This is a genomic window from Pseudomonas sp. ADAK21 (assembly GCF_012935735.1).
GTDB lineage: Bacteria > Pseudomonadota > Gammaproteobacteria > Pseudomonadales > Pseudomonadaceae > Aquipseudomonas > Aquipseudomonas proteolytica.
The window spans coordinates 4,888,301-4,913,991 of sequence record NZ_CP052857.1; the positions used below are offsets into that span (position 1 = coordinate 4,888,301).

The 25,691-nt window shown below is 62.9% G+C and carries 27 protein-coding genes; 7 read left to right on the forward strand and 20 right to left on the reverse strand.

Annotated features, from left to right (window positions below; genetic code table 11):
• Positions 1-142: 142 nt before the first annotated feature.
• On the forward strand, positions 143-2,245 hold the full coding sequence (locus tag HKK57_RS22150; protein ID WP_169390782.1) for a PTS sugar transporter subunit IIC/EAL domain-containing protein: 2,103 nt from the start codon (positions 143-145) through the stop codon (positions 2,243-2,245).
• 178 nt (positions 2,246-2,423) lie between these two features.
• Here the strand turns inward: HKK57_RS22150 and HKK57_RS22155 are convergent, their stop codons facing one another.
• The 11 genes from HKK57_RS22155 to nirS all read right to left on the reverse strand — a co-directional run bounded on the left by HKK57_RS22155 (position 2,424) and on the right by nirS (position 11,377).
• Entirely contained in the window at positions 2,424-3,884 is a 1,461-nt protein-coding gene (locus tag HKK57_RS22155) for a cytochrome D1 domain-containing protein (protein WP_169390783.1), read from the reverse strand.
• The gene (cobA, locus tag HKK57_RS22160) at positions 3,881-4,714 is read right to left on the reverse strand and encodes a uroporphyrinogen-III C-methyltransferase (RefSeq protein WP_169390784.1); all 834 of its coding nucleotides are present in this window, start codon (positions 4,712-4,714) and stop codon (positions 3,881-3,883) included. The genes HKK57_RS22155 and cobA overlap by 4 nt, the downstream gene beginning before the upstream one ends.
• A 67-nt stretch (positions 4,715-4,781) precedes the next feature.
• The gene (gene nirJ / locus HKK57_RS22165; RefSeq protein WP_029291229.1) at positions 4,782-5,960 is read right to left on the reverse strand and encodes a heme d1 biosynthesis radical SAM protein NirJ; all 1,179 of its coding nucleotides are present in this window, start codon (positions 5,958-5,960) and stop codon (positions 4,782-4,784) included.
• Positions 5,961-6,041: 81 nt separating this feature from the next.
• On the reverse strand, positions 6,042-6,575 hold the full coding sequence (gene ahbB, locus HKK57_RS22170; RefSeq protein ID WP_070994233.1) for a siroheme decarboxylase subunit beta: 534 nt from the start codon (positions 6,573-6,575) through the stop codon (positions 6,042-6,044).
• Positions 6,550-6,993 (reverse strand): Lrp/AsnC family transcriptional regulator, encoded by a 444-nt coding sequence (locus HKK57_RS22175; protein WP_092237071.1) that lies wholly within the window; start codon positions 6,991-6,993, stop codon positions 6,550-6,552. The genes ahbB (HKK57_RS22170) and HKK57_RS22175 overlap by 26 nt, the downstream gene beginning before the upstream one ends.
• Entirely contained in the window at positions 6,986-7,501 is a 516-nt protein-coding gene (gene ahbB / locus HKK57_RS22180; protein WP_029291237.1) for a siroheme decarboxylase subunit beta, read from the reverse strand. The genes HKK57_RS22175 and ahbB (HKK57_RS22180) overlap by 8 nt, the downstream gene beginning before the upstream one ends.
• Positions 7,498-7,956 carry an Lrp/AsnC family transcriptional regulator gene (locus tag HKK57_RS22185; RefSeq protein WP_029291240.1) on the reverse strand — a complete coding sequence of 153 codons (459 nt, stop codon included), beginning with the start codon at positions 7,954-7,956 and terminating at the stop codon, positions 7,498-7,500. Before HKK57_RS22185 ends, ahbB (HKK57_RS22180) begins: the two co-directional genes overlap by 4 nt.
• 1 nt (position 7,957) lies before the next feature.
• On the reverse strand, positions 7,958-9,130 hold the full coding sequence (locus tag HKK57_RS22190; RefSeq protein ID WP_169390785.1) for a cytochrome D1 domain-containing protein: 1,173 nt from the start codon (positions 9,128-9,130) through the stop codon (positions 7,958-7,960).
• Positions 9,127-9,453: a c-type cytochrome gene (locus HKK57_RS22195; RefSeq protein ID WP_178121973.1), complete on the reverse strand. Its 327-nt coding sequence runs from the start codon at positions 9,451-9,453 to the stop codon at positions 9,127-9,129. The genes HKK57_RS22190 and HKK57_RS22195 overlap by 4 nt, the downstream gene beginning before the upstream one ends.
• Before the next feature lie 16 nt (positions 9,454-9,469).
• Positions 9,470-9,784, reverse strand: coding sequence for a c-type cytochrome (locus tag HKK57_RS22200; RefSeq protein ID WP_029291248.1), 315 nt, complete (start codon positions 9,782-9,784; stop codon positions 9,470-9,472).
• 24 nt (positions 9,785-9,808) lie between these two features.
• Positions 9,809-11,377 (reverse strand): nitrite reductase, encoded by a 1,569-nt coding sequence (gene nirS, locus HKK57_RS22205; RefSeq protein ID WP_224791098.1) that lies wholly within the window; start codon positions 11,375-11,377, stop codon positions 9,809-9,811.
• Between the two features lie 302 nt (positions 11,378-11,679).
• Here nirS and HKK57_RS22210 point away from each other — a divergent pair, with 302 nt between their 5' ends.
• The 3 genes from HKK57_RS22210 to HKK57_RS22220 are packed head-to-tail and all read left to right on the forward strand — an operon-like array spanning position 11,680 to position 13,224.
• On the forward strand, positions 11,680-12,456 hold the full coding sequence (locus HKK57_RS22210; protein ID WP_029291253.1) for a CbbQ/NirQ/NorQ/GpvN family protein: 777 nt from the start codon (positions 11,680-11,682) through the stop codon (positions 12,454-12,456).
• Entirely contained in the window at positions 12,440-13,006 is a 567-nt protein-coding gene (locus HKK57_RS22215) for a cytochrome c oxidase subunit 3 (protein WP_169390786.1), read from the forward strand. The genes HKK57_RS22210 and HKK57_RS22215 overlap by 17 nt, the downstream gene beginning before the upstream one ends.
• On the forward strand, positions 13,003-13,224 hold the full coding sequence (locus HKK57_RS22220; protein ID WP_224791084.1) for a cytochrome C oxidase subunit IV family protein: 222 nt from the start codon (positions 13,003-13,005) through the stop codon (positions 13,222-13,224). The genes HKK57_RS22215 and HKK57_RS22220 overlap by 4 nt, the downstream gene beginning before the upstream one ends.
• 162 nt (positions 13,225-13,386) lie before the next feature.
• Here HKK57_RS22220 and HKK57_RS22225 read toward each other — a convergent pair whose 3' ends face one another.
• From HKK57_RS22225 to HKK57_RS22265, 9 genes are all read right to left on the reverse strand, one after another.
• A complete protein-coding gene (locus HKK57_RS22225) occupies positions 13,387-14,709 on the reverse strand; it encodes a carbohydrate porin (RefSeq protein WP_169390787.1) in 1,323 nt (440 codons plus the stop codon).
• 165 nt (positions 14,710-14,874) lie between these two features.
• A complete protein-coding gene (locus HKK57_RS22230) occupies positions 14,875-15,645 on the reverse strand; it encodes an SDR family NAD(P)-dependent oxidoreductase (RefSeq protein ID WP_169391236.1) in 771 nt (256 codons plus the stop codon).
• A gap of 150 nt (positions 15,646-15,795) precedes the next feature.
• Positions 15,796-16,854, reverse strand: coding sequence for an L-rhamnose/proton symporter RhaT (gene rhaT, locus HKK57_RS22235; protein ID WP_070994237.1), 1,059 nt, complete (start codon positions 16,852-16,854; stop codon positions 15,796-15,798).
• Positions 16,855-16,897: 43 nt separating this feature from the next.
• The gene (gene rhaM, locus HKK57_RS22240; RefSeq protein WP_169851606.1) at positions 16,898-17,218 is read right to left on the reverse strand and encodes an L-rhamnose mutarotase; all 321 of its coding nucleotides are present in this window, start codon (positions 17,216-17,218) and stop codon (positions 16,898-16,900) included.
• Positions 17,218-18,102: an amidohydrolase family protein gene (locus HKK57_RS22245; RefSeq protein ID WP_029291267.1), complete on the reverse strand. Its 885-nt coding sequence runs from the start codon at positions 18,100-18,102 to the stop codon at positions 17,218-17,220. The genes rhaM and HKK57_RS22245 overlap by 1 nt, the downstream gene beginning before the upstream one ends.
• A gap of 67 nt (positions 18,103-18,169) precedes the next feature.
• Complete coding sequence (gene aldA, locus HKK57_RS22250; protein ID WP_070994239.1) at positions 18,170-19,603, reverse strand: aldehyde dehydrogenase; 1,434 nt, start codon at positions 19,601-19,603, stop codon at positions 18,170-18,172.
• Positions 19,604-19,613: 10 nt separating this feature from the next.
• The gene (locus HKK57_RS22255) at positions 19,614-20,414 is read right to left on the reverse strand and encodes an aldolase/citrate lyase family protein (protein ID WP_029291270.1); all 801 of its coding nucleotides are present in this window, start codon (positions 20,412-20,414) and stop codon (positions 19,614-19,616) included.
• 11 nt (positions 20,415-20,425) lie between these two features.
• Complete coding sequence (gene rhmD / locus HKK57_RS22260; protein WP_070994240.1) at positions 20,426-21,610, reverse strand: L-rhamnonate dehydratase; 1,185 nt, start codon at positions 21,608-21,610, stop codon at positions 20,426-20,428.
• Between the two features lie 17 nt (positions 21,611-21,627).
• Entirely contained in the window at positions 21,628-22,923 is a 1,296-nt protein-coding gene (locus HKK57_RS22265) for an MFS transporter (protein ID WP_169390788.1), read from the reverse strand.
• 122 nt (positions 22,924-23,045) lie between these two features.
• On the opposite strand from HKK57_RS22265, the gene HKK57_RS22270 reads away from it, so the two are divergent.
• The 3 genes from HKK57_RS22270 (at position 23,046) to HKK57_RS22280 (ending at position 25,548) form a co-directional block, all read left to right on the forward strand.
• Entirely contained in the window at positions 23,046-23,990 is a 945-nt protein-coding gene (locus HKK57_RS22270; protein WP_029291275.1) for a LysR family transcriptional regulator, read from the forward strand.
• 107 nt (positions 23,991-24,097) lie between these two features.
• Complete coding sequence (locus HKK57_RS22275) at positions 24,098-24,616, forward strand: sigma-70 family RNA polymerase sigma factor (RefSeq protein WP_029291277.1); 519 nt, start codon at positions 24,098-24,100, stop codon at positions 24,614-24,616.
• Positions 24,613-25,548: a FecR domain-containing protein gene (locus tag HKK57_RS22280; RefSeq protein WP_169390789.1), complete on the forward strand. Its 936-nt coding sequence runs from the start codon at positions 24,613-24,615 to the stop codon at positions 25,546-25,548. The genes HKK57_RS22275 and HKK57_RS22280 overlap by 4 nt, the downstream gene beginning before the upstream one ends.
• Positions 25,549-25,691 lie beyond the last annotated feature (143 nt).

Below are 25,691 nucleotides of genomic sequence, written 5' to 3' on the forward strand. Positions count from 1 at the left end.
GATTTATCGTGCCCAGGCGGGGCAAAACCCTTTCACTCCCGGTGCCTGGGCGTGTAGCGTTAACCCCTCGTTGAAGACTCCGATTGAGGCGCTGCCCCCGATCAGGCAGCCTCAAGGCCAGGAAGGGTGTAAGGAGAAAATCATGGCGCAAACGCTGTTCAAACTCTTTTTCACCCAACGCCTGGCGGCCCTGGCGAGCACGGAGTCGCTGCGGGCCATCCGTGAGGGGCTGTTGTGGATCCTGCCGTGCCTGCTGGTCTCGGCAGGGTTCCTGCTGTTGTCCGAATGTGCCCGGATCCTCGATTTCCCACCGCCGGCGGTGGCATTCCTGGCGGGCCTGCATGCCCAGATCAGCTCCGTGATCCCCCTGCTGGTCGCGGCTTCCATCGGGTATATGTTGGCGATCCAGCACCGCTTACCCCAGTTGCCAGTGGCCTTCCTGTGCCTGGCACACGTCGTCATCGCCACCTTTGTCCTGCGCGACTACCCCCGCGCCTCGGCGACGTTTGTCTTGTTCATTGCCATTGCCTCGCCGCTGATCAATGTCCCGGTGATTGCCTGGCTGCATCGGTACCGCTGGACCCGTCTGGTCAACGAGGACCTGGTGGGACACAACCTCAAGGGCACCATCAACATGGTCGTACCGGGGGCAATCACCGCGTTGCTGCTGGTGGCGACGTTGTTGTTGCTGTTGCAGGTTCCCCATGTGGCCCAGTTCCAGGGCCCGGTGATGCTCGATGCGTTGCAGTCGCCTTATGGCAGCGGGATGTTTATTACTGCGATCAATTCGCTGCTGTGGTTTTTTGGCATCCATGGTGTGTATGCGATCCAGCCGTTGTTTGACGCACTGGATCAGGCGGTGGTGCTCAATGGGGCGGCGTTGGCGGCGGGAGAGCCCATCCTCTATGTGCTGAATGCCGGCCTGCTGGGGTGCTTTGCCTTTATTGGCGGGGCTGGCGGTTCCCTGTGTCTGTTGCTGGCGATTCTGCTGTTTTCCAAGAGCCAGTCCATGCGCCTGCTCGCCGTGGCCAGCCTGCCGTTGTCGCTGTTCAACGTCAGCGAGGTGTTGCTGTTTGGCTTGCCCATCATCCTCAATCCGCGCCTGTTTATTCCCTTTTTAGCCGTCCCGGTGATCAACACCTTGCTGGCATTGCTCGTGGTGCAGGCCGGTTGGGTCTCGCCGGCGGTGGCCAGTGTGCCGTTCACCGCGCCGGTGCTGCTCAATGCCTACCTGAGCACCCAGGGCGATTTGGCCGCGGTGGCCCTGCAACTGGTGTTGCTGGGGGTGGGGACGCTGGTCTACGCGCCCTATATCCGGGCAATCCATCGGCAGACCCTGGAGGGCGCGACCGTATACCTCAAGTCATTCGACATGACCTTTCGCGGGCTCGAAGAAAAAGGCCGTCTGCTGGAAATGGACCCGGTGCTGACGTCGCACAAGACGCTGGCCCGCCAGGCCCTTGATTTAAGCAGGATCCAGCAGATCAGCGACTACGAGTTCTACCTGGAGTACCAGCCCCAAGTGTCCTCCCGGACAGGCTTGTGCACCGGCTGCGAAGCCCTGATGCGTGCCCGTGATGGCGCAGGCAAGGTGCATTCGCCCTGGGAGTTCCTCCAGTGGCTGGCCCAGGCCCGCTTGATGCCGGACGTCGACCTGTGGGTGGCTTCCCAGGCGGTGCGCCAGTACCAGAAGTGGCAGAAAATCGGGTTTGCGCTGCCAATCACCATCAATATCTCCAGCGCTACCCTGATGACCCCGGCGTACGGCAAGCAACTGGTGCAGATCCTGTCCCAGGCCAACGGCCAGGTGTCAGTGGAAATCACCGAGGATGCGCTGGTGGGCGATATCCAGATAACCCGGCAGATAATCGAGAAACTGCAGGCCATTGGGGCCAAGGTTTATATCGACGACTTCGGCACAGGGTATTCCGCGCTGAGTTATCTGCACCAGTTTCCGGTCGACTTCATCAAGATCGACCGCAGTTTTGTGGTGGCCCAGCAGGACCCCAAGGGCGCGCAGGTCTTGACCGGCATGTTGCGCTTTTGTGAAGCACTGAACCTGGGCGTGGTGGTGGAAGGCGTGGAGACGGCCGAGCAGTTGGCGTTCCTACAGTCGGGCAGGGGGCACGCCGGGGCGGAGCTGATTATCCAGGGCTGGTATTTCAGCAAAGCGCTGCCTGGCGAAGCCGTGCAAGGCTTTGTGCGCGAGCGTGCGGACAGGGTCAGCGATGAGGCCGGTGCATAGCCCTGTCGTGGTGAGCGGGGCTGTTATGGCGAGCGGGCTTGTTGTGGCGAGCGGGCTTGCCCGCGCTGGGCTGCGAAGCAGCCCCAACACCAGGCAACTGGCAATGCCTGACACACCTCATTGTTCTTGAATGGGGCTGCTTCGCAGCCCAGCGCGGGGCAAGCCCGCTCGCCACGGGCTAATGGGAAGTCCCTTCGGCAAACTCGATCTTGTTGCCCACGTTGTACTTGCCCGATGGCTTGTTCATGGGCAGGCGCTTGACCTCCTGCAAGGTCTGGCTGTCGTACACGATCAACGCACCCTCACGGTCCCAGATGCTCAGCAGCAGGTAGCGTCCATCCCGGGTGAATTCCACGTGCGCCGCGGTCTTGCCCGGCATCGGCCGTAGGGTGTGGGCGATTTCCAGGGTCTGCTTGTCGAGCAAGTGGATCGCGTCGTTGTCCGGACCAAAAAACACATCACTCCATACATAGCGCGAGTTGGCGTGGCTGCGCATAAAGAACCCAGGCCCCAAGGTGGGGATCTGTTTGATCAGCTTCCAGGTCTTGAGGTCCAACACCGAAATCTGCCCCTTGCTGATATTCGGCGTGGCAAATACCCACTGCCCGTTGCGTTGCCAGTAAGTGCCCGAGCCCAAGTGCGGCATGCCCGCCAGTGCAATGTCGGTCACCACTTGCCCGGAGTCGAGGTCGATCACTTGCCCGCCGCCGGCCTTGCGTGAGGTGGCGAGCAGTTGGCGGTAGTCGGGGGAAAAGGAAAAGTCATCGAGCACATCCTGGGCCTGGATGCGCCGGGGCTCGAAGTCCGGTTTGGGCGCCGCGTAGGACAACTCCCAGACTTCATTCACATCCTTGAGGGCGACGATAAAACTGTTGCGCGGCGGGGCGGTGTACACCGCGCTGACCCGTGAGCCCGTCGGCAGCGTCTTGACCAGTGACAGGTCGCGGGCATCCAGCACCACCAGATTGCCGGGCAGGTAATTGCCCACCAGCACCCAGCGCCCATCCTTGCTCACCGCGAGGTTGCGGGTATTGAGGCCGGCGCGGATCTCGGCGATCAGCTTGAGGTTGTGCAGGTCATACAGGCTGATCCAGCCGTCGCGCGAAGCGAAGTACACAAAGCGCCCGTCCGGCGAGAACTTCGGCCCGCCATGTACAGCAAAGTGCGAGGCAAAACGGTCGAGCACTTCAAAGCGATCCCCGTCGAGAATATCGATGTGATGATCGCCCGATTCCACCACCACAAACAGGTTCAGCGGGTCGGCGTGGTGCTGCGGGGTGCTGGGCAGTTGACTGAGGTCGGCCAATTGGCGATGGCTGCTGCGCATGTCCTGCTCGCTCCAGGTCGCGGGCGTGGCGGGCGGCTGTTGCAAGAAGCTCACCAGGCCGTCGATCTGTTGCGCCGTCAGCAGCGGGGCGAATGCCGCCATCTGGCTGGCCGGGCGGCCTTGTTCGATCACCTGGCGAATTTCGGCCGGCTTGATCCGCCCCAGGCTCTCGGGCAGCAACGCCGGGCCGCTGCTGCCGACCCGGTTGAGGCCATGGCAGCTTTGGCAATGCTGCTGGTAATCGGCGGCGGCATCGGTTGCGCCGTGGGCGGCGCTGGCCCAGAGCATTGGCACCAGCCACAGGCGTTTCATACCGCCACCCAGGACACTGCGCGGTGTGCGGGCGCCAGGCTGGCGGGGTAGTGCAGGGCCGCATCGGCAAACAGGTCCACCACATGCCCGATCACCGTCAAGGTCGGCACCCCGGGCTCGCACATCAAGGCCAGGGCTGGCAGCAGGCGCAGGGTGCCGCGATGCACCTGCTGGTCGGCGCGGGCGCCGTTGCAGATCAACGCAGCGGGCGTGTCGGCGGGCAGGCCGGCATCGATCAGGCGCTCAGCGATCATCGCCAGGTTCGACAGACCCATGTAGAACACCAGGGTCTGGGTGCTGTCGGCGAGGCTGGCCCAGGGCAACTTCAATTCGCCGTCGCGCTGCAAATGCCCGGTGACGAAGCGGCACGAATTGACCAGGTCACGGTGGGTCAGGGGGATGCCGGCATAGGCGCTGCAACCGGAGGCCGCCGTGATGCCTGGCACCACCTGGCACGAAACGCCTTGTGCCAGCAGGTACTCCAGTTCTTCGGCACCGCGACCAAACACGAACGGGTCGCCGCCCTTGAGCCGAACCACGCGCTGCCCCTGCTGGGCCAGCTCGGCCAGCAGTTCGTTGATCTGCGACTGGGGCAGGCTGTGATACCCGCTGGCCTTGCCCACGTAATGGCGGGCACAGGTCAGCGGGATCAGGGTCAGCAGGTCGGCGCTGATCAGGCGGTCGAACACCACGGCATCGGCCTGCATCAGCAGGCTCCAGGCGCGCAGGGTCAACAGGCGCGGATCACCGGGGCCGGCGCCGACCAGGGCGACTTCGCCGGGGTGGAAGGGGCTGTGCAGCACGGAGGGTAACGCGTGGGATGAGTACATGAGACTTCCTTGGTTCATCATCAGGTTGGCGGCCCCCGGTTGTTTCACCAGGTAGCCGGCCGGTGGTTCAGCGTGCCGAGCAAGGAATCAAGGTGGGCGGCGTGCGGGCGATTTCAGCGTCGCTGAGGTAGCAACCGGGGTCCGGGCCCCAAAGGTCGCCGCCAGCCCAGGCGCGGGTGCGGGTGTTGCCATTGCAAATGCCCAGCCAGCGGCAGTCGGTGCAACGGCCACCGATCTCGCGCGGGTATTGGCGCAGGCGCAGCAGCAGCGGGTCGGGACGCTCCAGCCAGATTTCGCGGAACGAGGTGTGGCGCACATTGCCCACCGAGTGTTGCCACCAGTAAGTGTCCGGGTGCACTTCGCCGGTGTTGTCGATATTGGCGATGCCACTGCCCGAGGCATTGCCGCCCCAGGCATGCAGCAGGTGTTCAAGTTGCGGGTAGTGTTCCGGCAGGTGCTGGTGCACCCATTGCAGCAACAGCACGGCGTCGGCGTCGTTGTTGCCACTGACAAAATCGCTGGCCACGCCATTCTGGATGTCGTCCCAGGCCTGCTGGAACAGCATCAGCATGGCGTCGCGGCTCATTTGTTGATGGGCGTCCAGCTGCCGGCTGCGCTTGCCGCGCCCGCTGTAGTTGAGGTGCGAGAGGTAGAACTTCTGCACATCGTATTCACGCATCAGGGCCAGCAGTTGCGGGAGTTGCGCGTAGTTTTCCTGGGTCAGGGTCGTGCGCAGGCCGACGCGGATCCCCGCCTGACGGCACAGGTTGATGGCGTGCATCGAGCGCTCGAAACTGCCCTCGCATTGGCGGAAGGCATCGTGGGTGGCCTTCAAGCCATCGATGCTGATGCCCACATAGTCAAAGCGTGCGGCGGCGATCTGCTGGATATTGCCCTCATCGATCAGCGTGCCATTGCTCGACAGCGCCACGAAAAAACCCTTGCTGCGGGCATAGGCGCTGAGCTGGAACAGGTCTTCGCGCAGCAGGGGCTCGCCACCCGAGAGAATCAATACCTTGACCCCGGCCTCGTGCAGATCATCGATTACCTTCAGTGCCGCTTCGGTGTCCAGTTCATCGCGGAACACACTGTCGGCGCTGGTGGCATAGCAGTGCTTGCAGGTCAGGTTGCAACGGCGCAGCAGGTTCCAGATCACCACCGGCGCGCGCTGGCTGCCGGGTTTGGCGCTGCGTGGAGGCGGGCACTGGCCGGCCAGGGTGCGCAGGTAATGACTGATCCTAAGCATAAGATGTTCCTTGTTGTAGGAGCGAGCGTGCTCGCGAAAAACGCCCCGGCGACACGTTCATCCAGGATGCCCGCGTTATCGTTAACGACCTTCGCTGGCAAGCCAGCTTCTACTGGAGCGAGGAGAGGCCAAGCGCAGGCCGGTTTTTTTCAGGATGCGGCTGCTTACCAACATCTCGTCGGCCCGGCTGGCAGTGCCCAGCAGAAAGCGCAGGTGTTCACGGTAGCTGTCGATTTCCTCACGGCTGCGCCCATGCACCATGGCGAACAGGTTGTAGGGCCAGTCCGCACGCCTGGGCCTGCGATAGCAGTGGCTGACAAAGGGTTGGGCGCCGATCAACTCGCCCAGGCGCGGCATCTGTTCATCGCAAACATCCCACACGGTCATGCCGTTGTGGCGGTAGCCCAGGCGGTAGTGATTGGGCACGGCGGCGATCCGGCGGATGGCGCCTTCCGCCTGCAGGCGCTTGAGCAGGTCGAGGGTGGATTCGACGCTGATGCCCAGTTGCTCGGCGAGCCAGGTCCAGGGATCTTCCACCAGGGGCAGGCCGGACTCGGTCAATTGGATCAAGCGTTGGGCCAGGGTTTCGTCAAACCGGGAAGTACAGACCGACATGGTAGGTTTGCTCCTTGGGCAGGTTGAGCACCTCAAGCCCGGTAATGGTGTGGATATGGGCCAGGGTCTGGTCGAGGTCGGCGCAGGTCGCGCAGGCCAGCACAAACCACATGTTCCAGGGGTGCTCGCGCCGGTAGTTGTGGGCCACTTGCGGCAGTTCGTTGAGTTGCGCCGCCACTTGTTCAAAGCGGGACTCGGGCACCGCAAGGGCGGCGAGGGTGAACGCGCCACCCAGGCGCTCGATATCAAACATCGGCCCGAAGCGCGTCAGCACGCCGTCTTCGAGCAACAGATGCAGGCGGTCGAGCAACTCGTCGGGCGTGCTGCGCAGCTCTGCCGCCACGGCCTGCCAGGGGTGACGTACCAGAGGCAGGCCCCGCTGCAGGCGGTTGATCAACTGCCGGTCGAGTTCATCCATGGGCCCATACCTGTGACGGTGGCGGTGCAAAGCGCCCGCCGCATTGTTTGAACATGCGCGTGCTGAACAGCAGGTGGTGGGGCAGATCGGCGAGCAGGTGCTGGTCCAGCAGTGCCTGGATCTGCGCCTGCACTGCTGCGCGCTCACGGCCGTGGACCATGCAAAACAGGTTGTAGCGCCAGTGCGGCAAGCGCCGTGGCCGCTGGTAGCACAGGGTGATGCCCGGCGCGCGGCCCAGGCGCTGGCCGACTTCATCGATCAGCGCATCGGGCACGTCCAGCACCAGCATCGCATTGGCCACATAGCCCAGGGCGCGATGGTTGAGCACCAAGCCGACGCGGCGGAACAGGCCCTGTTCCTGCCATTGCTGCATCTGCTTCAATACCTGCAAATGGTGGGCGCCGATCTGCTCGGCGAGGTCTTCATAGGGCCGCGAAACGCGCGGCAGCCCACGCTCCAGGCACTGGCGCAGGTCGAGCAATTGCTCGTGGTTCAGCGGGGCGATCACGGGTGGCCTCCCAGGGCAAAACCCAGATCGATGCGGTAGGAGGTGAGCATTGGCAGGTCCAGGGGGACCAGGCCGGTGTCCTTTTCCAGCTCCTCCAGAATCTGTTCCAGATGGCGGCGATTGGGCCCGGTCAGCACAAACCACAGGTTGTAGTGATGTTCGCGGGCGTAGTTGTGATTGACCTCGGGGTAGCGACTGATGCGCGCCGCCACCTGCTCCAGGCGCTCGGCGGGCACCGCCAGGGCGGCGAGGGTACTGGCGCCGGCGCGGCTGTGATCGAATACCGGCCCGACCCGCGACAGCGCGCCCGCCAGTTCCAGGCGTTGCAGGCAGGCCATCAACTCTTTCTCGCTGCAGCCCAGGGTGTTGGCCATCTCCAGGTAAGGCTCGGCGCACAGCGGCATGCCATGTTGATAGCGGTCGATCAGGCGTGCGGTCAGTTCATCCAGTTCCATCTCAGTACCCCATTTTTTGCGCGCGGCTGCTGAAGAAGATGCCGCTGGGGCTTTCGGCCGGCAGGGTCTTGAGCAAGGTCAAACGATAAGGATCCCAAACCTGCACCTGCTGGCCGTCGCGAACCGACAACCACAGCTGCTCACCGCGCCCGGTGAATTCCATGTGCAACACCCCGGGGCCGGGGCGCAGGTCCGCGACCACTTGGTGGGTCTCAGTGTCGAGTACCTGCACCCGGTCGTTGTCCGGGTAGGCGAAGTTGACCCACAACTGGCGCCCGTCGGGGCGCGCGGTGACAAAAATCGGCTGGCCGGCCACGGCGATGGCGGCGGTCTGTTGCCAGGTGCGGGCGTCCATCACCAGCACTTGGTGGCGACCTACGGCGGGCACGAAGGCCTGGTTGTCGGCCACGGCCCAGCCTTCCAGGTGCGGCATCTTGTACACCGGCAGTTTTTCCTGGCCGCGGCCGTAGTCGGCGAGCACGCGCTTGACCCCGTGCTCGGGGTGCCACAGGTCGAGCTGGGCCATGCCATCCTCGCCAAACAAGCCGGCCATGTAGTAACGGCCATCGGCAGTGATCAATGCGTCATAGGGCTGGCGGCCAATACCGCTGAAGCGGGTGATGACCGGGGTGTTGCCCTGGCTGAAATCGGCACTCCAGATCTCGTCGGTATCGAACAGGCTGAACACAAAGCGTTGCCCTGGCGCATCCACCAAGCCCACCACCCGCGAACGCTTGCCGTCGGCCAGGGGTGTGGCCGGGATATCGGCCACCTGCTTGAGGGTTTGGGCGTCGAATACCTTGACCCCACCTGGCTGGTAGTTGGAGACCGCAATCAGGCGCCCATCCTGGCTGATCGCGCCGCCGATGCTGTTGCCGCCCTGGATCAGGCGTTGGTCGATGCGCATGGTCAGCAGGTCAACCTTGGTCAACCCGCCGTCGCGGCCAAACAGATAGGCGTAGCGTTGGTCCCGGGAAAACACCGCCGAAGCATGGGACAAGTCGCCCAGCCCCTCGACCCGGGCCAGGCGGGCCTGGTTGCTGCTGTCGATAATCAGCAGGCTGCCGCTGGCGCGTTCCACCACCAGGCCCAGGTCGCCGGTGCCGCGCAGCGGGGGGTGGGCACAGGCCGTGAGCAACAGGCCGGCAAAGCAGGCAAGCAGGGGACGGATCATGGCGCGGGGGTTCCTTGCAGGAGGCGGTCCACCAGCCAGGCAATCTCGCCGGCATTGAGCAACGGGGCCCAGCCGGGCATCGCCAGGGCAGGGCGGCCATAAGTCACGGTGGCAATCAGGGTGTCGCGGGTCTGTCCGGCCAGGGCTTGGGGCGTGAGGGCCGGGCCCAGGCCGCCGGTCAGGTGCAGGCCGTGGCAGGCCCCGCAGTCCTGGATCAGCAGGTGTTCCAGCTGGACCTGGCGTGCAGGCGCCGGTGCTCCATGCACCGGCGCGGGAATAAGAAAAAGCAGCGCCATGGCCGAACCGATCATCGAGACTTGCATGGCGTGCTCCTTGTGCTTATTTGAGGCTCAACACCCATTGGGCGAGGGTCAGGGCTTCGGCATCGGTGACTTGGTTTGGCGGCATCGGAATCGGCCCCCAGTTACCCTGGGTACCGTTTTTGATATGGCCGGCCAGGGTCTTGTCTGCGTCCTTGACCCCGGCGTTCTTCGCCGCGACTTCCTTGAGCGCCGGCCCCACCATCTTGCTGTCGATGGTGTGGCAGGCGGCGCAGGGTTTGCTCTTGAACAGCGCCGCACCATCCTCGGCAAGCGCCGTGGACAGGCTTAACGCCGCGCCCAGGGCCGCGAGTGCAAGCAGGATATTTTTCATTGGGTTGCCTCTTGTTGATGAAGCTCAATAGATATCGAATTGGGTGTTGTAAACGTTGAACTTGCCGGTCGGGGTAATCAGGCGCTTGTCCCTGATCACGTTCTTGAGCTTGAGGGTCTTGTCATCGACCACGACCAGCGCCGACTCCTCTTCCTGGCCGTTCCACACCGAGAACCACACTTCATCACCCGCCTTGTTGTATTCCGGCTGCACCACGCGCAGGGCGCCTTGCTTGATGCCGGACCATTCGGCAATCGGCAGCACGGTGTAGCCGGCGTCGAGCTTGTCGATGTTGAACACGGCTACCGACTGGCTGAGCTTGGTGTCGGGGTTGAGGGTGGTGTCGACGTAGAGGTTTCGCGAGTTGGGGTGGGTCTTGATAAACAGCGAGCCACCGCCCTGGCCGTTGAGCGATGTCACTTGCTTCCAGGCGTACTGCGGGTGCTTGACCGGGTCGGTACCAATCACTGAAACACCGCCGTCACCCAGGTGGCTGGTGGCCCACACCGGACCATATTGCGGGTGCACAAAGTTGGCGCCACGACCGGGGTGCGGGGTCTTGCCCACATCCACCAGAGCGGTGAGCTTGCGCTCCTTGGAGTCGATGACCGCGACCTTGTTGGAGTTGTTCGCCGCCGTCATGAAATAACGATGGGTACTGTCCCAACCGCCGTCATGCAGGAACGGCGCGGCGTCGATGGTGGTGATGGTGAGGTTCTTGATGTCCTGGTAATTGACCAGCATCACCTTGCCGGTTTCCTTGACGTTGACGATGAACTCCGGCCATTCGTGGGAGGCGATGATCGCCGCTACACGCGGTTCCGGGTGGTACTCCTGCTTGTCCACGGTCATGCCACGGGTGGAGACGATCTGCTTGGGCTCCAGGGTTTCGCCGTCCATGATGGTGAACTGCGGCGGCCAGTAGGAACCGGCGATCGCGTACTTGTCTTCGTAGCCCTTGAACTTGGAGGTCTCCACCGAGCGGGCCTCGATGCCCACCTTGATCTCGGCGACTTTGGTCGGCTCGACGGGCCACAGGTCGATCATGTCGATCTTGGCGTCACGGCCGATCACCAGCAGGTAGCGCCCCGAAGCGGAAATCCGCGAGATATGCACGGCATAGCCGGTGTCGATGAGCTTGACGATTTTCTTGCTGTCGCCGTCGATCAGGGCGATTTTGCCGTCGTCACGCAGGGTGACGGAGAACAGGTTTTCCAGGTTGAGCTTGTTGAGTTGCTTCTTCGGACGGTCTTCGGGCTTGACCAGTACCTTCCAGGTCTTGAGGGTTTCGGCCATGCCCCATTCCGGTGGCGTTGGCGCGGTGTGCTGGATGAAGGTGGCCATGCTGGTGATCTGCGCTTTGGTCAGCGCATTGGAGGTGCCCCAGTTCGGCATGCCGGCGGGGGAGCCATAGGTGATCAAGGCCTCCAGGTACGCCTGGCCACGGGCCTGGGTGATGTCCGGGGTCAGCGGCTTGCCGGTGGCGCCTTTGCGCAACACTCCATGGCAACCGGCGCAGCGCTCGAAGTAGATCTGCTTGGAGGCATCGAACTCGGCTTGGCTCAAGTCGGGTGCGCCGGGGCTCTTGACCATGGCTGCAGCCGGTGCGGGTGCCGCCGCGAAGGCCTGGGTTGAGAGGGCCAGGGCCAGCGCGCAGCTGAGCCCGGCCAGCGTCAGTACAAAGGGTGTTTTGTTGCGAGTCAGCATTCCATATCTCCTCAGGCAAGACCTTTGCGATCCGGGTAGAACGCAGGTTCTTAGTGCCAGCAGAGACTATGTCGCGGTGGGTGAATGACCGCTTGACGGCGATCAAGTTTGCCTTGAGTACGGCTTGCCAGGTTGTCGCAGGCCCCCGTAGCGTGGCGGTCAAACCCGTTGTCCATGCAAGGTGCGCCATGACCGAACCCTTCTATCAAGCCGTCAACAACGAACATGAGTTGTTCGAACACGCCTGGCGTCACCGCATGCCGGTGCTGATCAAGGGGCCAACCGGCTGCGGCAAGACCCGCTTCGTGCAGCACATGGCCCACCGTCTGCAATTGCCGCTGTATACCGTGGCCTGTCACGACGACCTCAGTGCGGCCGACCTGATTGGCCGCCACCTGATCGGCGCCCAAGGCACCTGGTGGCAGGACGGCCCGCTGACTCGCGCGGTGCGCGAAGGGGGCATCTGCTACCTCGACGAAGTGGTCGAGGCGCGCCAGGACACCGCCGTGGTCTTGCACCCGGTGGCTGATGACCGTCGCGAGCTGTTCCTGGAGCGCACCGGCGAAGTCCTCAAGGCGCCGCCGTCGTTCATGTTGGTGGTGTCCTATAACCCGGGTTACCAGAACCTGCTCAAGGGCATGAAACCCAGCACGCGCCAGCGTTTTGTGGCGATGCGCTTTGGCTATCCATCGACACTCGAAGAAGAACGCATCGTCGCCCGCGAAGCCCAGGTCGACAGCGCCCTGGCGGCCCAGGTGGTGCGCCTGGGGCAAGCCTTGCGCCGGCTTGACCAGCATGACCTGGAGGAGGTGGCCTCTACGCGCCTACTGATCTTCACCGCCCGCCTGATCGCCGCCGGCATGCCGCCCCGCGAGGCGTGCATGGCCTGCCTGGCAGAAGCGCTGAGCGACGACCCGCAAACCGTCGCGGCCCTGATGGATGTGGTTGATGTTCACTTCAGTTGACCGGCGCCTGCCGGGTGACCTGGCGATGTGGTTTTTTATCCTTGCCGAACTCTCGGTGTTTGCGATTCTGATCCTTGCCTTTGCCGTGACCCAGACGCTACGGCCCGAGGTCTTTGCCGAAGGCCGCGCACAACTGGACACCTCCACCGGCCTGGCGATGACCCTGAGCCTGCTGACGGCCGGCCTGCTTGCGGCGTTGGCCCAGCAACAGGCACTCGCCGACCGCTCGCGGCGGGCGGCTGGGTTATTGGTACTGGGGTTGTTGGTGGCGCTGGTGTATGTGTGGATCAAACTCAGCGAGTACGGCCACCTGGCCGCTGCGGGGCAGGGCCTGGAGCACAGTACGTTTTTTACCCTGTATTGGATTTTGACCGGCTTTCACTTTTTGCATGTACTGCTGGGGATGGTGATCCTGGCGTGGTTGGCGTTGCGCTGTTGGCGCGGGGCTTACGGGCCGGGGCGCCAGTCGGGGATGGAGTCCGGGGTGTTGTATTGGCATATGGTGGATCTGGTGTGGGTAGTGTTGTTTCCGTTGGTGTACGTGTTGTGAGGCTGCTGGCGTGCTGGGTCGCGCTGGTGCTGCTGAGCGTGGGCACCGTCATGTCCGGTGCTGCGGGGTGGTGGTGGGCAGTGGTGCTGGCCGCAGTAGCCAAGGCCTGGGTGATTGCCGATGGGTTCATGGAACTACGTCACGCGCCCCTGGGATGGCGAGCCGCGATGTTGGCCTGGCCGGTGGTGTTGGTGGTGGGGATTGTGGTGATGCGTTAAGAACGCTGTAGTGCGACCAAAATCCAACCTCTGTAGGAGCGGGCTTGCCCGCGAAGGCGGTGTGTCAGCCCAAGCATAGGTTGCCTGGTACGCCGCCATCGCTGGCAAGCCAGCTGCTACCGGGACTGCAGCTTCGCGCTCCGGCTCTGCGGCCAACCTCTCTCAGAAGTCGGCAATAAACTGCACCCCACCCACCACTGCACCGTTGGTTTGCGTCAACCCTCCAGGGTATTTCACGTATTGCAGGTTAGGCCGCACCATCAGCCATTGGGTGGCCTGTACCCCGTAGTTGACCTCATAACTGTACTCACGCTTTTGCTCAGGCACATACAGCGGATCATCCATGCCCGTCACTCCATTGCGCGCGTTGAGCGCCTGGGTGTTGTCGGTATAGCGGTCACTGACCTGCAACTTCGAAGCGCCGATGCCAAAAGTGTCATCTGGCCGCGAGTCGAAGGGCCCTCGATAGATCAGCCCCACCTGTACCAGGCTCTTGATCACGCTTTTATGCGGATCATTCATGGTCAGGTTGGCAAACACGTTAAGCCCGCGCTTGTTGTTGCCATCGACCGTGGTCAACTGCTGTTGGCCCGACAACCACCAGCCGGCATTGCCTGAATACATCCGATAAGGCTTCTGGCTGCTGGCCGCGTAGTTACCGTCGGCGTCCTTGAGCATGTCCTTGGTATCGGCATTGGCGTAGTAATAACCGGCGTGGTACTCCGAACTCAGCCCGCCAACCTGCCCCTTCCAGATGGCTTCGATAGGGAAGCTGGTACCTTGGGAGCCGCTGATAAACGGCTTGAAGCCGTTGCTCGCCTCAGCGTTGCCAGGGTTCTTGTCGTAGGCGCCAATCTGCATCGCGAACTCATCGGTGAACTGGTACTTGGCGCGCACCGCCCACTGGCTGATGGGGAAGCTGTTCCACACGCCATTCCAGTTGCCTTCCTGGGAGCCGCACAGGGTGACGTTCTGGAATTCGCAGGGGAACTGGTCAAAGTCCTCGCCATGGCCGAAGCGCCCCAGTTTCAGGGCGAATTTGCGCTCGAAGAATTTCTGCTCGTACCAAAATTGCGATAGGCGCCAGGCATTGCCGCCGCCAAACACTTCCATGGTCGAGGTCAGGCCGGTGGCGTCGGGGTGATGCACACGGTCATTGGTGATGTCCTTGCCATGGCGCTCGCCGATGCCGATGCGAAAGGTCGCGTCCTGCCAACCCCAGAGTTTTTGCAGGTCCATGGTCACGCCGAGGATCAACTGGTCGCTCCAGCGGGCGGTCATGTGGGAGTCGTAGCCGCCACCGAGGTTGGAGCCCGCTTCGCCGACATACTTGAGGGTAAAGTCGTAGCCCTGCTCGGCCAGTTGCGGGCGCAGGCCGTTCCAGTCGCCGAGCATGGCCGGCGAGGCAGGGTCGAGCAAACCGGCGCTCAGGGCGTAGGTGGACACCGTGCTGCAAAGTAGGGCCAGGGGGAGGTTGATGCGCATGAATGCTCCTTGGTTTTATTGTTGTTATCAGGGGTAAAACACAAATTCCAGGCACACACAGACCCCCAATGTGGCAGCGGGCTTGCTCGCGATGGCGGTGTGAAGTGCGACCGCTATCGCCGGCAAGCCGGCTCCTACAGTGGATGTGTGGTGTCGGGGGAAGGGTTACTGCAAGTTGACGAACAACCCGCCATCGACCAGCAACGATGCACCGGTCACGTAGCGCGCCATATCGGAGGCGAGGAACACGATCGGCCCGGCGACGTCGTCCGGCTCACCCAGGCGGCCCAACGGCGTGCGCGAGGTCATGTAGGCGAGTTTTTCCTCGTCAGCCAGGTCTTCTTTGTTGATGTCGGTGGCGATAGTGCCCGGCAAGACCGAGTTGCAGCGGATGCCATACGGCCCCAGGGCGATGGCGCAGGACTGCATCAGCGAATGCAGGCCGGCCTTGGTCGGCGTGTAGTGGGTCTGCATGCCGCCGCCCACCAGGGCGCTGATGGAACTGACGGCAATGATCGCACCGCCACGCCCCTGGTTCTTCATTTGGTTGGCCGCTGCCTGCACCGCAAAATAGGCGCCGTTGAGGTTGGTGTTGACGGTCTTGAGGTACACCTCGCGCGGCATGTCGAGGAAGGAGTGGAACGGGCAGATACCGGCGTTATTGACGAACACATCGACACTGCCAAAGGCCTTGACCGCAGCGGCCACCAGCGTGTCGCCGGTGTCCGGGTCGGCGGCATCGCCACCCACTTCAATGGCCTGGCCGCCGAAGGCGCGGATCTCTTCGATCAGCGACAGCGCGGCGTGTGTGCCTTGTTCGCTGCCGCTATAGCCGATCACTACGCGGGCGCCCTGGCGTGCGCACTCGCGGGCGGCGGCGCGGCCGATGCCACGGGAGGCGCCGGTGATGATCACGGTTTTGTCTGCTAGCAACATCATGGGAAATCTCCTGAGAAAAATTTAACGCTGTTGTAGGAGCGAGCTTGCTCGCGAAAAACGTCAACGATAACGCGGGCTTAGCGGCTAAACGCGGCGTCATCAGGTTCTTCGCGAGCAAGCTCGCTCCTACAAAAAGACATTGCGGCCTCAGCCGAGGTAATTACCGTAGCCAACCATGGCAATCGCGCCGAGGATCACCGCGATCCCGGCCACCAGCACGCTTTTGTTGGTCGCGCTGGTGCCGTGCCATTCGCGCAAATACAGGCCCCAGCAATTGGACACAATGATGATGAAGGACATGTGCAGCACCCATGAACTGGCGTCGTTCTGCAAGCGGCTTTCGCCCATGCCATAGAAGAAAAATTGCAGGAACCACAGGGTCCCGGCGCACGCCACCAGCAGGTAGTTGCGCAACAGCGGGGTGCTGCGGTCGGTGTAGTTGCGGAACGTGCGGTTGCGCCAGTTCAGCCACAGGCACCAGATGCCGTTGGTCGTCAGGCCGCCCCACATGATTACCATGAACGTCACGTTGTTCTGGAACAGGCTGTTGGCACCATGTTCCACCGCTGCAGCGGCCAGTGGGCGCCCGGCGGAAATGCCATAGCTGAAACACGCGCTCAGCACCCCGGAAATCACCGCCACCAGCATGCCCTTGCCCAGGGCGAACTCGCTGACACTGGCTAACTTCACTGCCTGGGACACTTCCCGTTCCTTGATCAACCCGGCCTTGCCGCACACCGCGATGCCGATCAGCGACACGGCCACGCCCCATAGCACCCAATGGCCGCCTTGTGATGCCAGCATCGAGGTCAGGGTGCCCTCTGTCTCGTGGGTGAACAGGTCGCGGTACAACGCTGGCATCAACGCACCGAGGGCCGAGGTCAGGCCCATGATCAGCGACATGCCCAGTGACAGCCCCAGATAACGCATGGTCAGGCCGAACGTCAGCCCGCCGATGCCCCACAGCACGCCGAACATATAAGTCCAGAGCAGGGTGCTGGTGTCGGCGTTACGCAGGATCTCGACCCAGCCGGGTACGGTCAATTGCGCGGCAATCAGCGGCACGATCAGCCACGACACCAGGCCACCGGTGATCCAGTAGCTTTCCCAGGCCCAGCCACCGACTTTTTTGTAGGGGATGTAGAAACTGCCGGAGGCAAAGCCGCCGATTAAATGCAGAATCACACCGAGGAGAATGATTTCCACGTGTTCGAATCCTTTTTATTGTGGTGGTAAGCAGATGAATGGATCAGTCGGGCGTGAGGCTGAACATCGGTAGCAGGTCCATGCTGACCGGCGAGTTATCCGGGTGGCTGGGCATGATGTCGTGCATGTAGTGCCACCAGCGCTGCATCAGCGCAGTGCCGGGCAGGGCGTCGAGGCCATGCACCGCTTCGTGGGTCAACACTGCAAACAGTGCGTTGCTGGGCTCGTCGAGGAAGATCCGGTAATCCACCACGCCGGCATCGCGCAGGGCCTGGGCCAGCTCCGGCCAGATCTGGTCATGGCGCCGACGGTATTCGTCGGCCATGCCGGGGTTGAGGTTCATGCGAAAGGCACGGGTCGGCATCAGAGGCCTCCAGGGGGCAGGGTCGGGCTGTAGATGCGCACGGCGTTGTGCAGGAAGAATTTTTCCTGGACGGCCTGTCGCTGATCAGCCATGCAGCGTTTGACCAGGCCCAGGGTGGCGGCGAAATCGGCGAGGTGATCGCTATTGGGCCAATCGCTGCCAAAGAAGCAGCGGTCTTCGCCAAACGCGTCCCACAGTACGGCCAGGCGGTCGTTGTAAAACGCGCTATCGACAATCAAGCCGTTGGGCCCGTGCTGGGGGATTTCTGCCAGCTTGGCAAATACATTGGGCCGTTCGGCCAAGCGCAACAGGTCTGCATGGTAGGCCGTTTCCTGGCCCACAGGGATCTGGGCGTTGGGCAGGTGATCGATAATGATGCGCAGCTCGGGGAGGGCATCGCTCAGGTGCAACAGGCCCTTGATCAGCCGCGGGTCTGGGTTGGCGCTGTCCAGGCAACGGCCGCAATCGGCAAGCTGGCGCAGGCCGTCGATAAACCCGGGACGTGTTTGGTCGACCAGCAAATCACGGTCCCACAGGTTGCCGTAGCGCAGGCCAAGGAACAGTGGCTCGTAGGCCAGTGCCGCAAGTTCGCCGGCAAACTGCGCGTGCAGCGGGTCGAGATTGCCGACAAAGCCAAGCATTCGCGCATCGCTGCGCAGGGTTTCCAGCAACCAGCGGTTATCGTCGGGCCACGGGCTGGCTTCCACCGCAATGGCACCGATCACGTTATGTCGGGCCGCCAGCGCCCAGTAGTCTTCAGGCAAATGTGCGGCGTACAGGCGGTTGCCCGGCTCGGGCCACGGGATACCCTGAGGGCGGCGTGGGTCGAACAGGTGCAAATGGCTGTCGATGATCGGGCCGCTGTAGAGGTTGGCAATGCTCATTGCGCAATCCTTGTTGGAAGGGTCGTTGTGAGGGCCGGCACTCACATGCCGTGACCGTTGCACCACCTCAGCTCTGCAGGTACACCACGTGGGTATGGGTGTACTCGTACAGGCCGTGTTTGCCATCGGCGCCGCCGATCCCGGATTTGCGCACGCCGGCATGGAAGCCCTGCATCGCCTCGAAGTTCTCGCGGTTGACGTAGGTTTCGCCAAAGTCGAGTTCGCGCACTGCGTGCATCGCCTTGCCCAGGTCACGGGTGTAGATCGAGGAGGTCAGACCATAGTCGCAGTCATTGGCCAGGGCGATGGCTTCGTCGAGGTCGTCGATAATCTGGATCGGAAGCACCGGGCCGAAGATTTCTTCGCGCATGATATCCATGTCGGCGCGGCCACCGGCCAATACCGTCGGCTGAAAGTGAAAGCCGGCGCCGAGGTCGGCAATCTGCCCGCCGGTGACCAGGCTGGCACCTTGGGCCAGGGCCGTGCGCACCTTGCGGTTGACACTCTCCAGACCCTGGCGGTTGATCAGCGGGCCCATTTCCACATCGGCCTGGGCCAGTGGGTCGCCGTAGCGGGTGGCGGCCATCGCCGCGCTGATGCGCTCGATAAACTGGTCGGCGACGCTGCGTTGTACATACACACGTTCTGCGCAGTTGCACACTTGGCCGCTGTTGATGATCCGCGAGTCACGAATGGCTTTGACGGCCAGCTCCAGGTTGGCATCGGCCAGGACGATGGCCGGCGCCTTGCCGCCCAGCTCCAGGTTGAGCTTGGTGATGTTCGGTGCCGCCGCGGTCATGATCCGCGAGCCAGTCGCGACGCTGCCGGTGAAGCTGATCATGTCCACGCCCTTGTGGGCGGTGAGGGCGCCGCCGACCTGGCCGTCGCCGCAGACTACGTTGAATACCCCGGCCGGCAAGTCGGTCTCGGCCACCAGGCGGGCGAACTCAAAGCAGTTGTTCGGTGTTTCTTCGCTGGGCTTGATCACGATGGTATTGCCGGTCAGCAGAGCCGGGGCCATCTTGCGGGCGATGAGGAAGAACGGGAAATTCCACGGCAGGATCCCGGCCACCACGCCCAGGGGTTTGCGGAACAGGAAGATGTTTTCGTTGGGCCGGTCGCTGGTGATGATCTCGCCTTCGATGCGGCGCGCCCATTCGGCCATGTAGTCGAGGTAGTCTGCGGTGAAGTTGACTTCGATTTCGGCCAGGCTGCTGATCTTGCCCTGTTCTAGTGTGACGGTGCGGGCCAGGTGCGCGACGTTTTCCCGCAGCTTGGCGGCGATTCGTCGCAAGTGCCCGGCGCGCTCGATGGCCGGTTTGCGGGACCAGTCTTTTTGCGCTGCGCGGGCGGCGGCCAGGGCCTGGTCGACATCTTCGGCAGTGGCGGCCGGCACCTTGGACAGCAGTGCGCCGGTGGCCGGGTTCAGCACGTCGATGTGCGCGCTGCTGGCGGTAAAACAGCCGTTGATGAAGTTCTGGTAAACCGGAACGGATGGCATGGCAGGCTCCTTAGTAAGTGCGCGAAGGCGCTTTAGCGTCGGCGGCAGGGCGGTAGCGGGCGAGGGTACTTTGGGCGCTCTGGCGCAGCAGGCTGATATCAATGGCTACCGCGATAAAGCGGCAGCCCCAGGCCTGGTAACGTCGGGCGTCTTCTTCATTGGGTGCAAGAATGCCGCAGGCCTTGCCCGCCGCGAGCGTAGCGCTGACCGCGTGCTGGATGCGCTCCTGGACTTCGGGGTGGCCGGGGTTACCGGCATGGCCGAGGCCGATGGACAGGTCAGCGGGGCCGATAAATACCGCGTCCACGCCTTCGACGGCGGCGATGGCCTCGACGTTTTCCACGCCCAGGCGCGACTCGACCTGAACGATCAGGCATAGCTCTTGATGGGCGGTCGTGAGGTAATGGTCGACGCCATCCCAGCGCGTCGCCCGGGTCAGGCCGCCGCCCACGCCACGGATACCGTGGGGCGGATAACGCATGGCGCGCACCAGGGCCTGGGCTTGCTCGGCGGTTTCGACCATGGGGATCATCAGGGTCTGCGCGCCGAGATCCAGCAGTTGCTTGATCAGGTTGGCATCGCCGCTGACCGCACGCACCACGGGCGCGGTGCTGTACGGCGCCACTGCCTGCAATTGATTGAGCACGCTGGGAACGGTGTTCGGCGCGTGTTCGCCGTCAATCAGCATCCAGTCGTAACCTACGCTGGCGACAATTTCTGCGGCGTAGCCGTTGGCAAAACCCGCCCAGATCCCGTATTGGCTGACGTCCTGCCGCAGGCCGGCCTTGAACGCGTTGTGAGGCATTTTCATGGTGAAATTCCTTAGCGGTTATACGGACGGTGCAGTTGGCAAGCGGGGTTCAGGTCTACGCCGAAGCCCGGCTTGTCGAGTACCGACAAGCGCATGCGGCCATTGATCGGCACCGGTTCGCCCAGCAGTTGCGGGTGGAACATCGGCACCACTTCGTCGGCCTTGGGCGCCATCATCAGGAATTCGGCGAACGGGCTGTTCTGCCGGGTGGCGACGAAGTGGTAGCTATAGACCGAGGAACCGTGCGGCACCACCATGGCGTTGTGCGCGTCGGCCAGGGCGGAAATTTTCACCAGTTCTGTCAAGCCGCCGCACCAGCCGACATCCGGCTGGATAATGTCGCAGCAGCCCATCTCCAGGAGCATGCGAAAGCCCCAGCGGGTGGCTTCATGTTCGCCGGTGGTGACCAGCATGCCCTTGGGTACGTTGTTGCGCAGTGCTGCGTAGCCCCAGTAATCGTCGGGGGACAGCGCCTCTTCAATCCATTTAAGGCCGTATTCGTGGGCGCCAATCGCCAGTTTGGTGGCGTAGTTGAGGTCCAGGCTCATCCAGCAATCGAGCATCAGCCAGAAGTCCGGGCCGACCCGCTCACGCATGGTCGCCAGCTCTTCGAGGTTTTTGCGCAAGCCTTCTTCACCTTCGGCTGGGCCGTGGTGCAGGGGCATCTTGCCACCGATAAAACCCATCTTCTGCGCCAGGTCCGGGCGCGCGCCGGTGGCGTAGAACTGCAGTTCATCGCGCACCGCACCGCCGAGCAATTGGTGTACCGGTTCCTGGCGGATCTTGCCGAGCAGGTCCCACAGCGCCAGGTCCACGCCGGAGATGGTGTTGATTACCAGACCCTTACGCCCGTAATACAGAGTGGACTGGTACATCTGGTCCCAGATTTTCTCGATATCAGTGACGCGTGCGCCTTCAAGGAAACGTGCCAGGTGTTTCTCAACGATATAGGCCGCAGGTTCGCCACCGGTGGTCACGGCAAACCCAACGGTGCCGTCGCTGGCTTCTATCTCCACTACCAACGTGCCGAGCACATTGATCCCGAAACTGCGGCGGCTCTGGCGGTACTCGGGGTACTTGCTCATGGGCGTGGAAATGTGGTCGTCGATCCAGTGACCGTCAGCCTGGTCGTGATAGTCCGCGCCACCGCCGCGCAACACAAAAGCGCGGACGTGTTTGATGGTGATGTTGCCCATGGTGTGACTCCTGAAAATTAAACAGTGGCCGGCGTGTTCGACGCTTTTTGGCCGGGGGAATGGATACCCAGCACCAGCAACGCAGCCAGTACCGTGGTGGCGGACAGCAGGTACAGGCCGGCTGCCGGGGAGTGGAAGGCGGTTTCCGCCCAGTTCTTCAGGACCGGGGCGATAAACCCGCCCAGTGCGCCAAAGGAGTTGATCAAGGCAATTCCTGCAGCTGCGGCGCTACCTGCCAGGTAGCTGGACGGGAAGGTCCAGAACACCGGCTGCACGGCAATAAATCCCGAGGCGGCGAAGCACAGGGCGAGCATGCCCAGTAATGGGTTGGCGAATGTCACTGAGCAGGCGATGCCGGCGGCAGCCATTAGTAAGGTGAGCGATGCGGTGCGCCGGCGCTCGCCGCTGCGGTCGGAATAACCGGGGATCCACCACGCGGCGAACAGCGCGCACACCCAGGGAATCGCCGAGACCAGCCCGACCATCAGGCCGACCTTGGTGCCAAGCAAACCACTGACCTGGGTCGGCAGGTAAAACACCACGCCGTACACACTGGCTTGGATCAGCAGGTAGACCAGGCACAGGTAAAGCACTGACGGCTGGCACAGCACGCTGAGCAGGCTGCGGCCATGGGAACCTTTGTGCTGGTCTTCGGCGTCCAGCAGGTCCTGGATCTGGCGGCGCTCCTCAACGGTCAGCCAATTGGCGTCGGCGGGGCGATTGTCCAGGTACCAATAGGCCCAGATCCCCACTGCCGAAGCCATCAGGCCCTCCACGACGAACAGCCATTGCCAGCCATGCAGGCCGCCGAAGCCGTCCATTTCCAGGAGCAGGCCAGACAGCGGGCTGCCGAAGATGAAGGCCAGTGGCGCGCCAAAGTAGAAAAAACCCATGGCCTTGCCGCGTGCGGCCTGGGGAAACCAGTAGGTGAGGTAGAGGATTACGCCAGGGAAAAACCCGGCTTCGGCCACACCCAGCAAGAAGCGCAGGATGTAGAAGCTGGTTTCGTTGTGGGCAAACATCATTGCCGCCGAGACCAGGCCCCAACTGACCATGATCCGGCACATCCACAGGCGGGCACCGACGCGATGCAGGATCAGGTTGCTCGGCACTTCGAGCAAGGCGTAGCCCATAAAAAACACCCCGGCGCCAAAGGCGAAGGCGGCGTCGCTCAGGCCGGTGTCGGCCTGGAAGGCTTGTTTGGCGAACCCGACGTTGGCGCGGTCGAGGAAGGCCATGATGTACATCAGTAGCAGGAAGGGCAGCAGCCGCCAGGAAATTTTGGCGAGCAGGGACACGGGTAGCGTGGTCATCTTGAAGTCCTTTTGTAGGGCTTTGTTCTTATGGGCCGGACTGTACGGCGGCCGAGCAATGCGCTACAAATCGAATCTCGCTCATAAGCGATAACCTCAGGGTATCGATAGTAAGGAAAAGAATGAGTAGTCCGCTGATCTCCCGCAGCCTGTTCAACCGCCTGCGCTACAAGCATTTGCATATGCTGGTGGCCTTGAGTTCGAGCCAGAACCTGCACCGTGCTTCCCAGGCCCTGAACATGTCGCAACCGGCGGCCACCCGCATGCTGCGCGAGATCGAGGACATGTTTGCCTGTGACCTGTTCGAACGCTTGCCCCGTGGCATGCGCCCCACGGCGTTGGGCAAGGAGTTGATTCGCTTCGCCGAATCGGCACTCAGCGGCCTGGACCGCTGCGCCGAAGACTTGATGGCCCGCCAGCAGGGCGGTTATGGCTACCTGGCCATCGGCACCATCATGGGCGCCGCGCCGGACCTGGTGATGGACTCGATTGCCCAGATCAAGTCACTCAACCCGCAACTGCGCATTCGCATTATGGGCGACACCAGCGACCAGGTGATCCAACTGCTGGAACAAGGGCGTATCGACCTGGCCATCGCCCGTCGTAACGCTGCCACAAATAGCGAGCATTACAGCTTTGAGCCGTTGGGCAACGAGCGCCTGCTGGTGGTGGTACATGCCGGGCATCCGTTGGCGCAGCGCGCGAGCTTGCCGTTGGAGGAACTGGTCAGCGACTGGCCGTGGATTCTGCAACCGGAAAGCAGCCCGGCACGCATCGGCTTTGACGAAGCGTTGCAGCGCCTGGCCTTGCCCCTGCCGGCGGACATCATCGAATGCAGCTCGGTGTATTCCATGCAGCAACTGATCCAACTGACCGATGCAATCATGGTGCTTTCGGAAAGCGCCCTGCGTGATTATCTGAAGATGGGCCTAGTGGTCGAGTTGCCAGTGGAGCTGGAAGTGACGCTTGCGCCATTCGGTATCTTGCTGCGCAAGGGTGAACCGGTGAGCCACGAGTTGGGGTTGTTTATTGATCTGCTGCGGCATAAGGCCAGGGCGCTTGATTAACAGCCTCCGCCCGTCTACCCGGCAAAAAGAACATGGTGCAGCGCAGGGATATTAAATAGAATGAATCTCATTTGAGACTCACTCGCGCTGCTCAGGGTTCGCTTGCCATGAATGATGCTGTATCGCCAACGACCACCGCCGAACCCAGCCTGAGCACCTTGTACCGCGACCACCGCAGTTGGCTGGAAAGCTGGCTGCGTCGGCGCCTGGGCAATGCCTGGGATGCCGCCGACCTGAGCCAGGATACGTTCCTGCGGGTGCTGGCCAGTGCCCAGCCGGTAGCGCAATTGCAGGAGCCACGCGCCTATCTGGTGACAGTGGGCAAGCGCCTGCTGGTCAATTTCCATCAGCGCCGCAGCCTGGAGCAGGCCTACCTGAATGCCTTGGCACGCTTGCCCGACGACTGCGTGCCATCGCCGGAGCAGCGCTGGTTGCTGCTGGAAACCCTGCAGGCACTGGATGAATTGCTCGACGGTTTGCTGCCGGTTGTGCGTCGGGCGTTTCTCTGGAGCCAGCTCGAAGGCCTGGGCTACCGGGAGATTGCCGAGCGTCTCAAGGTCTCGGAACGTACGGTCAAGCGCTACATGGCCCAGGCCTATGAGCATTGCCTGCTGGTGGAACTGTGAGCCGCACCGCGCCGGATGTGGCGCGGGCAGCGGCGCAGTGGCTGGCGCTGCTGGAGTCGGGCACGGCCGGCGAGCGCGATCACGCGGGCTTGCAGCAATGGCGCGACAGCCATCCCCAGCACGAACAGGCCTGGCAAAAAGCGCAGTTGCTGCGCCAGCGTTTTGCCGAATTGCCATCCTCCCTGGCCATGGCCAGCCTCGACCGCCCGCAACCGGGGCGGCGTGCCGTACTCAAACGCGCCCTAGGCGTGGCAGCGCTGGTGCCGGCGGCATGGCTGCTCAGTCGCCAGTTACCCCTCGACGTGTGGCGTGCCGACCTGCATACCGCCACCGGCGAGCGCAAACGCGTGCCGCTGGCCGATGGCAGCGCCCTGCAACTGAACACGGCCAGCGCGGTGGATGTAAACCTTGCGCAGCGGCGCCTGACCCTGGTCGACGGGGAGATGGCGCTGAGTGTGCCAGGCGCGGCGGCGCTGACTGTCCACACCCGTTATGGCCAGGTTGTCGCCAGCCAGGCGGAGGTCTGTGTGCGCCAGTTGGCGCAGGCGTGTGTGGTGTCGGTGCTCAAGGGCCAGGTGCAAGTGCGCGACGCAGCGGGGCATAGCGCCCTGGTGCGCGGCGGGCAACAGATACGCCTACAGGCTTCGGGGCTGGGGGCGCCGGTTCCGTTCGACGCGCTGCAACTGGGCTGGCGCGATGGCGTGCTAACGGCGCAGAACCAGGGGCTGGGCGACTTCCTGCGCGAGCTTGATCGCTATCGCCCGGGCGTTTTGCGCTGGGACCCGAGCCTGGAAGCCTTGCGCGTCACCGGCAGTTTCCGCCTGGACGACACCGACCGCATCCTCAGCCTGCTGGCCACCACCCATGGGCTGCAGGTGCAGTGGCGCACGCGCTATTGGGTCACGCTGGCACCGCGTAAAACCCTGGCTTGACCACGATTTAATTGTTGAGGCAGATCCAATGTGGGAGCGGGCTTGCTCGCGAAGGCGCAGGGTCAGCCAACTCATCTATGTCTGATACACCGCCTTCGCGAGCAAGCCCGCTCCCACACAAAGCGGCTCCAACATTTTTTCGG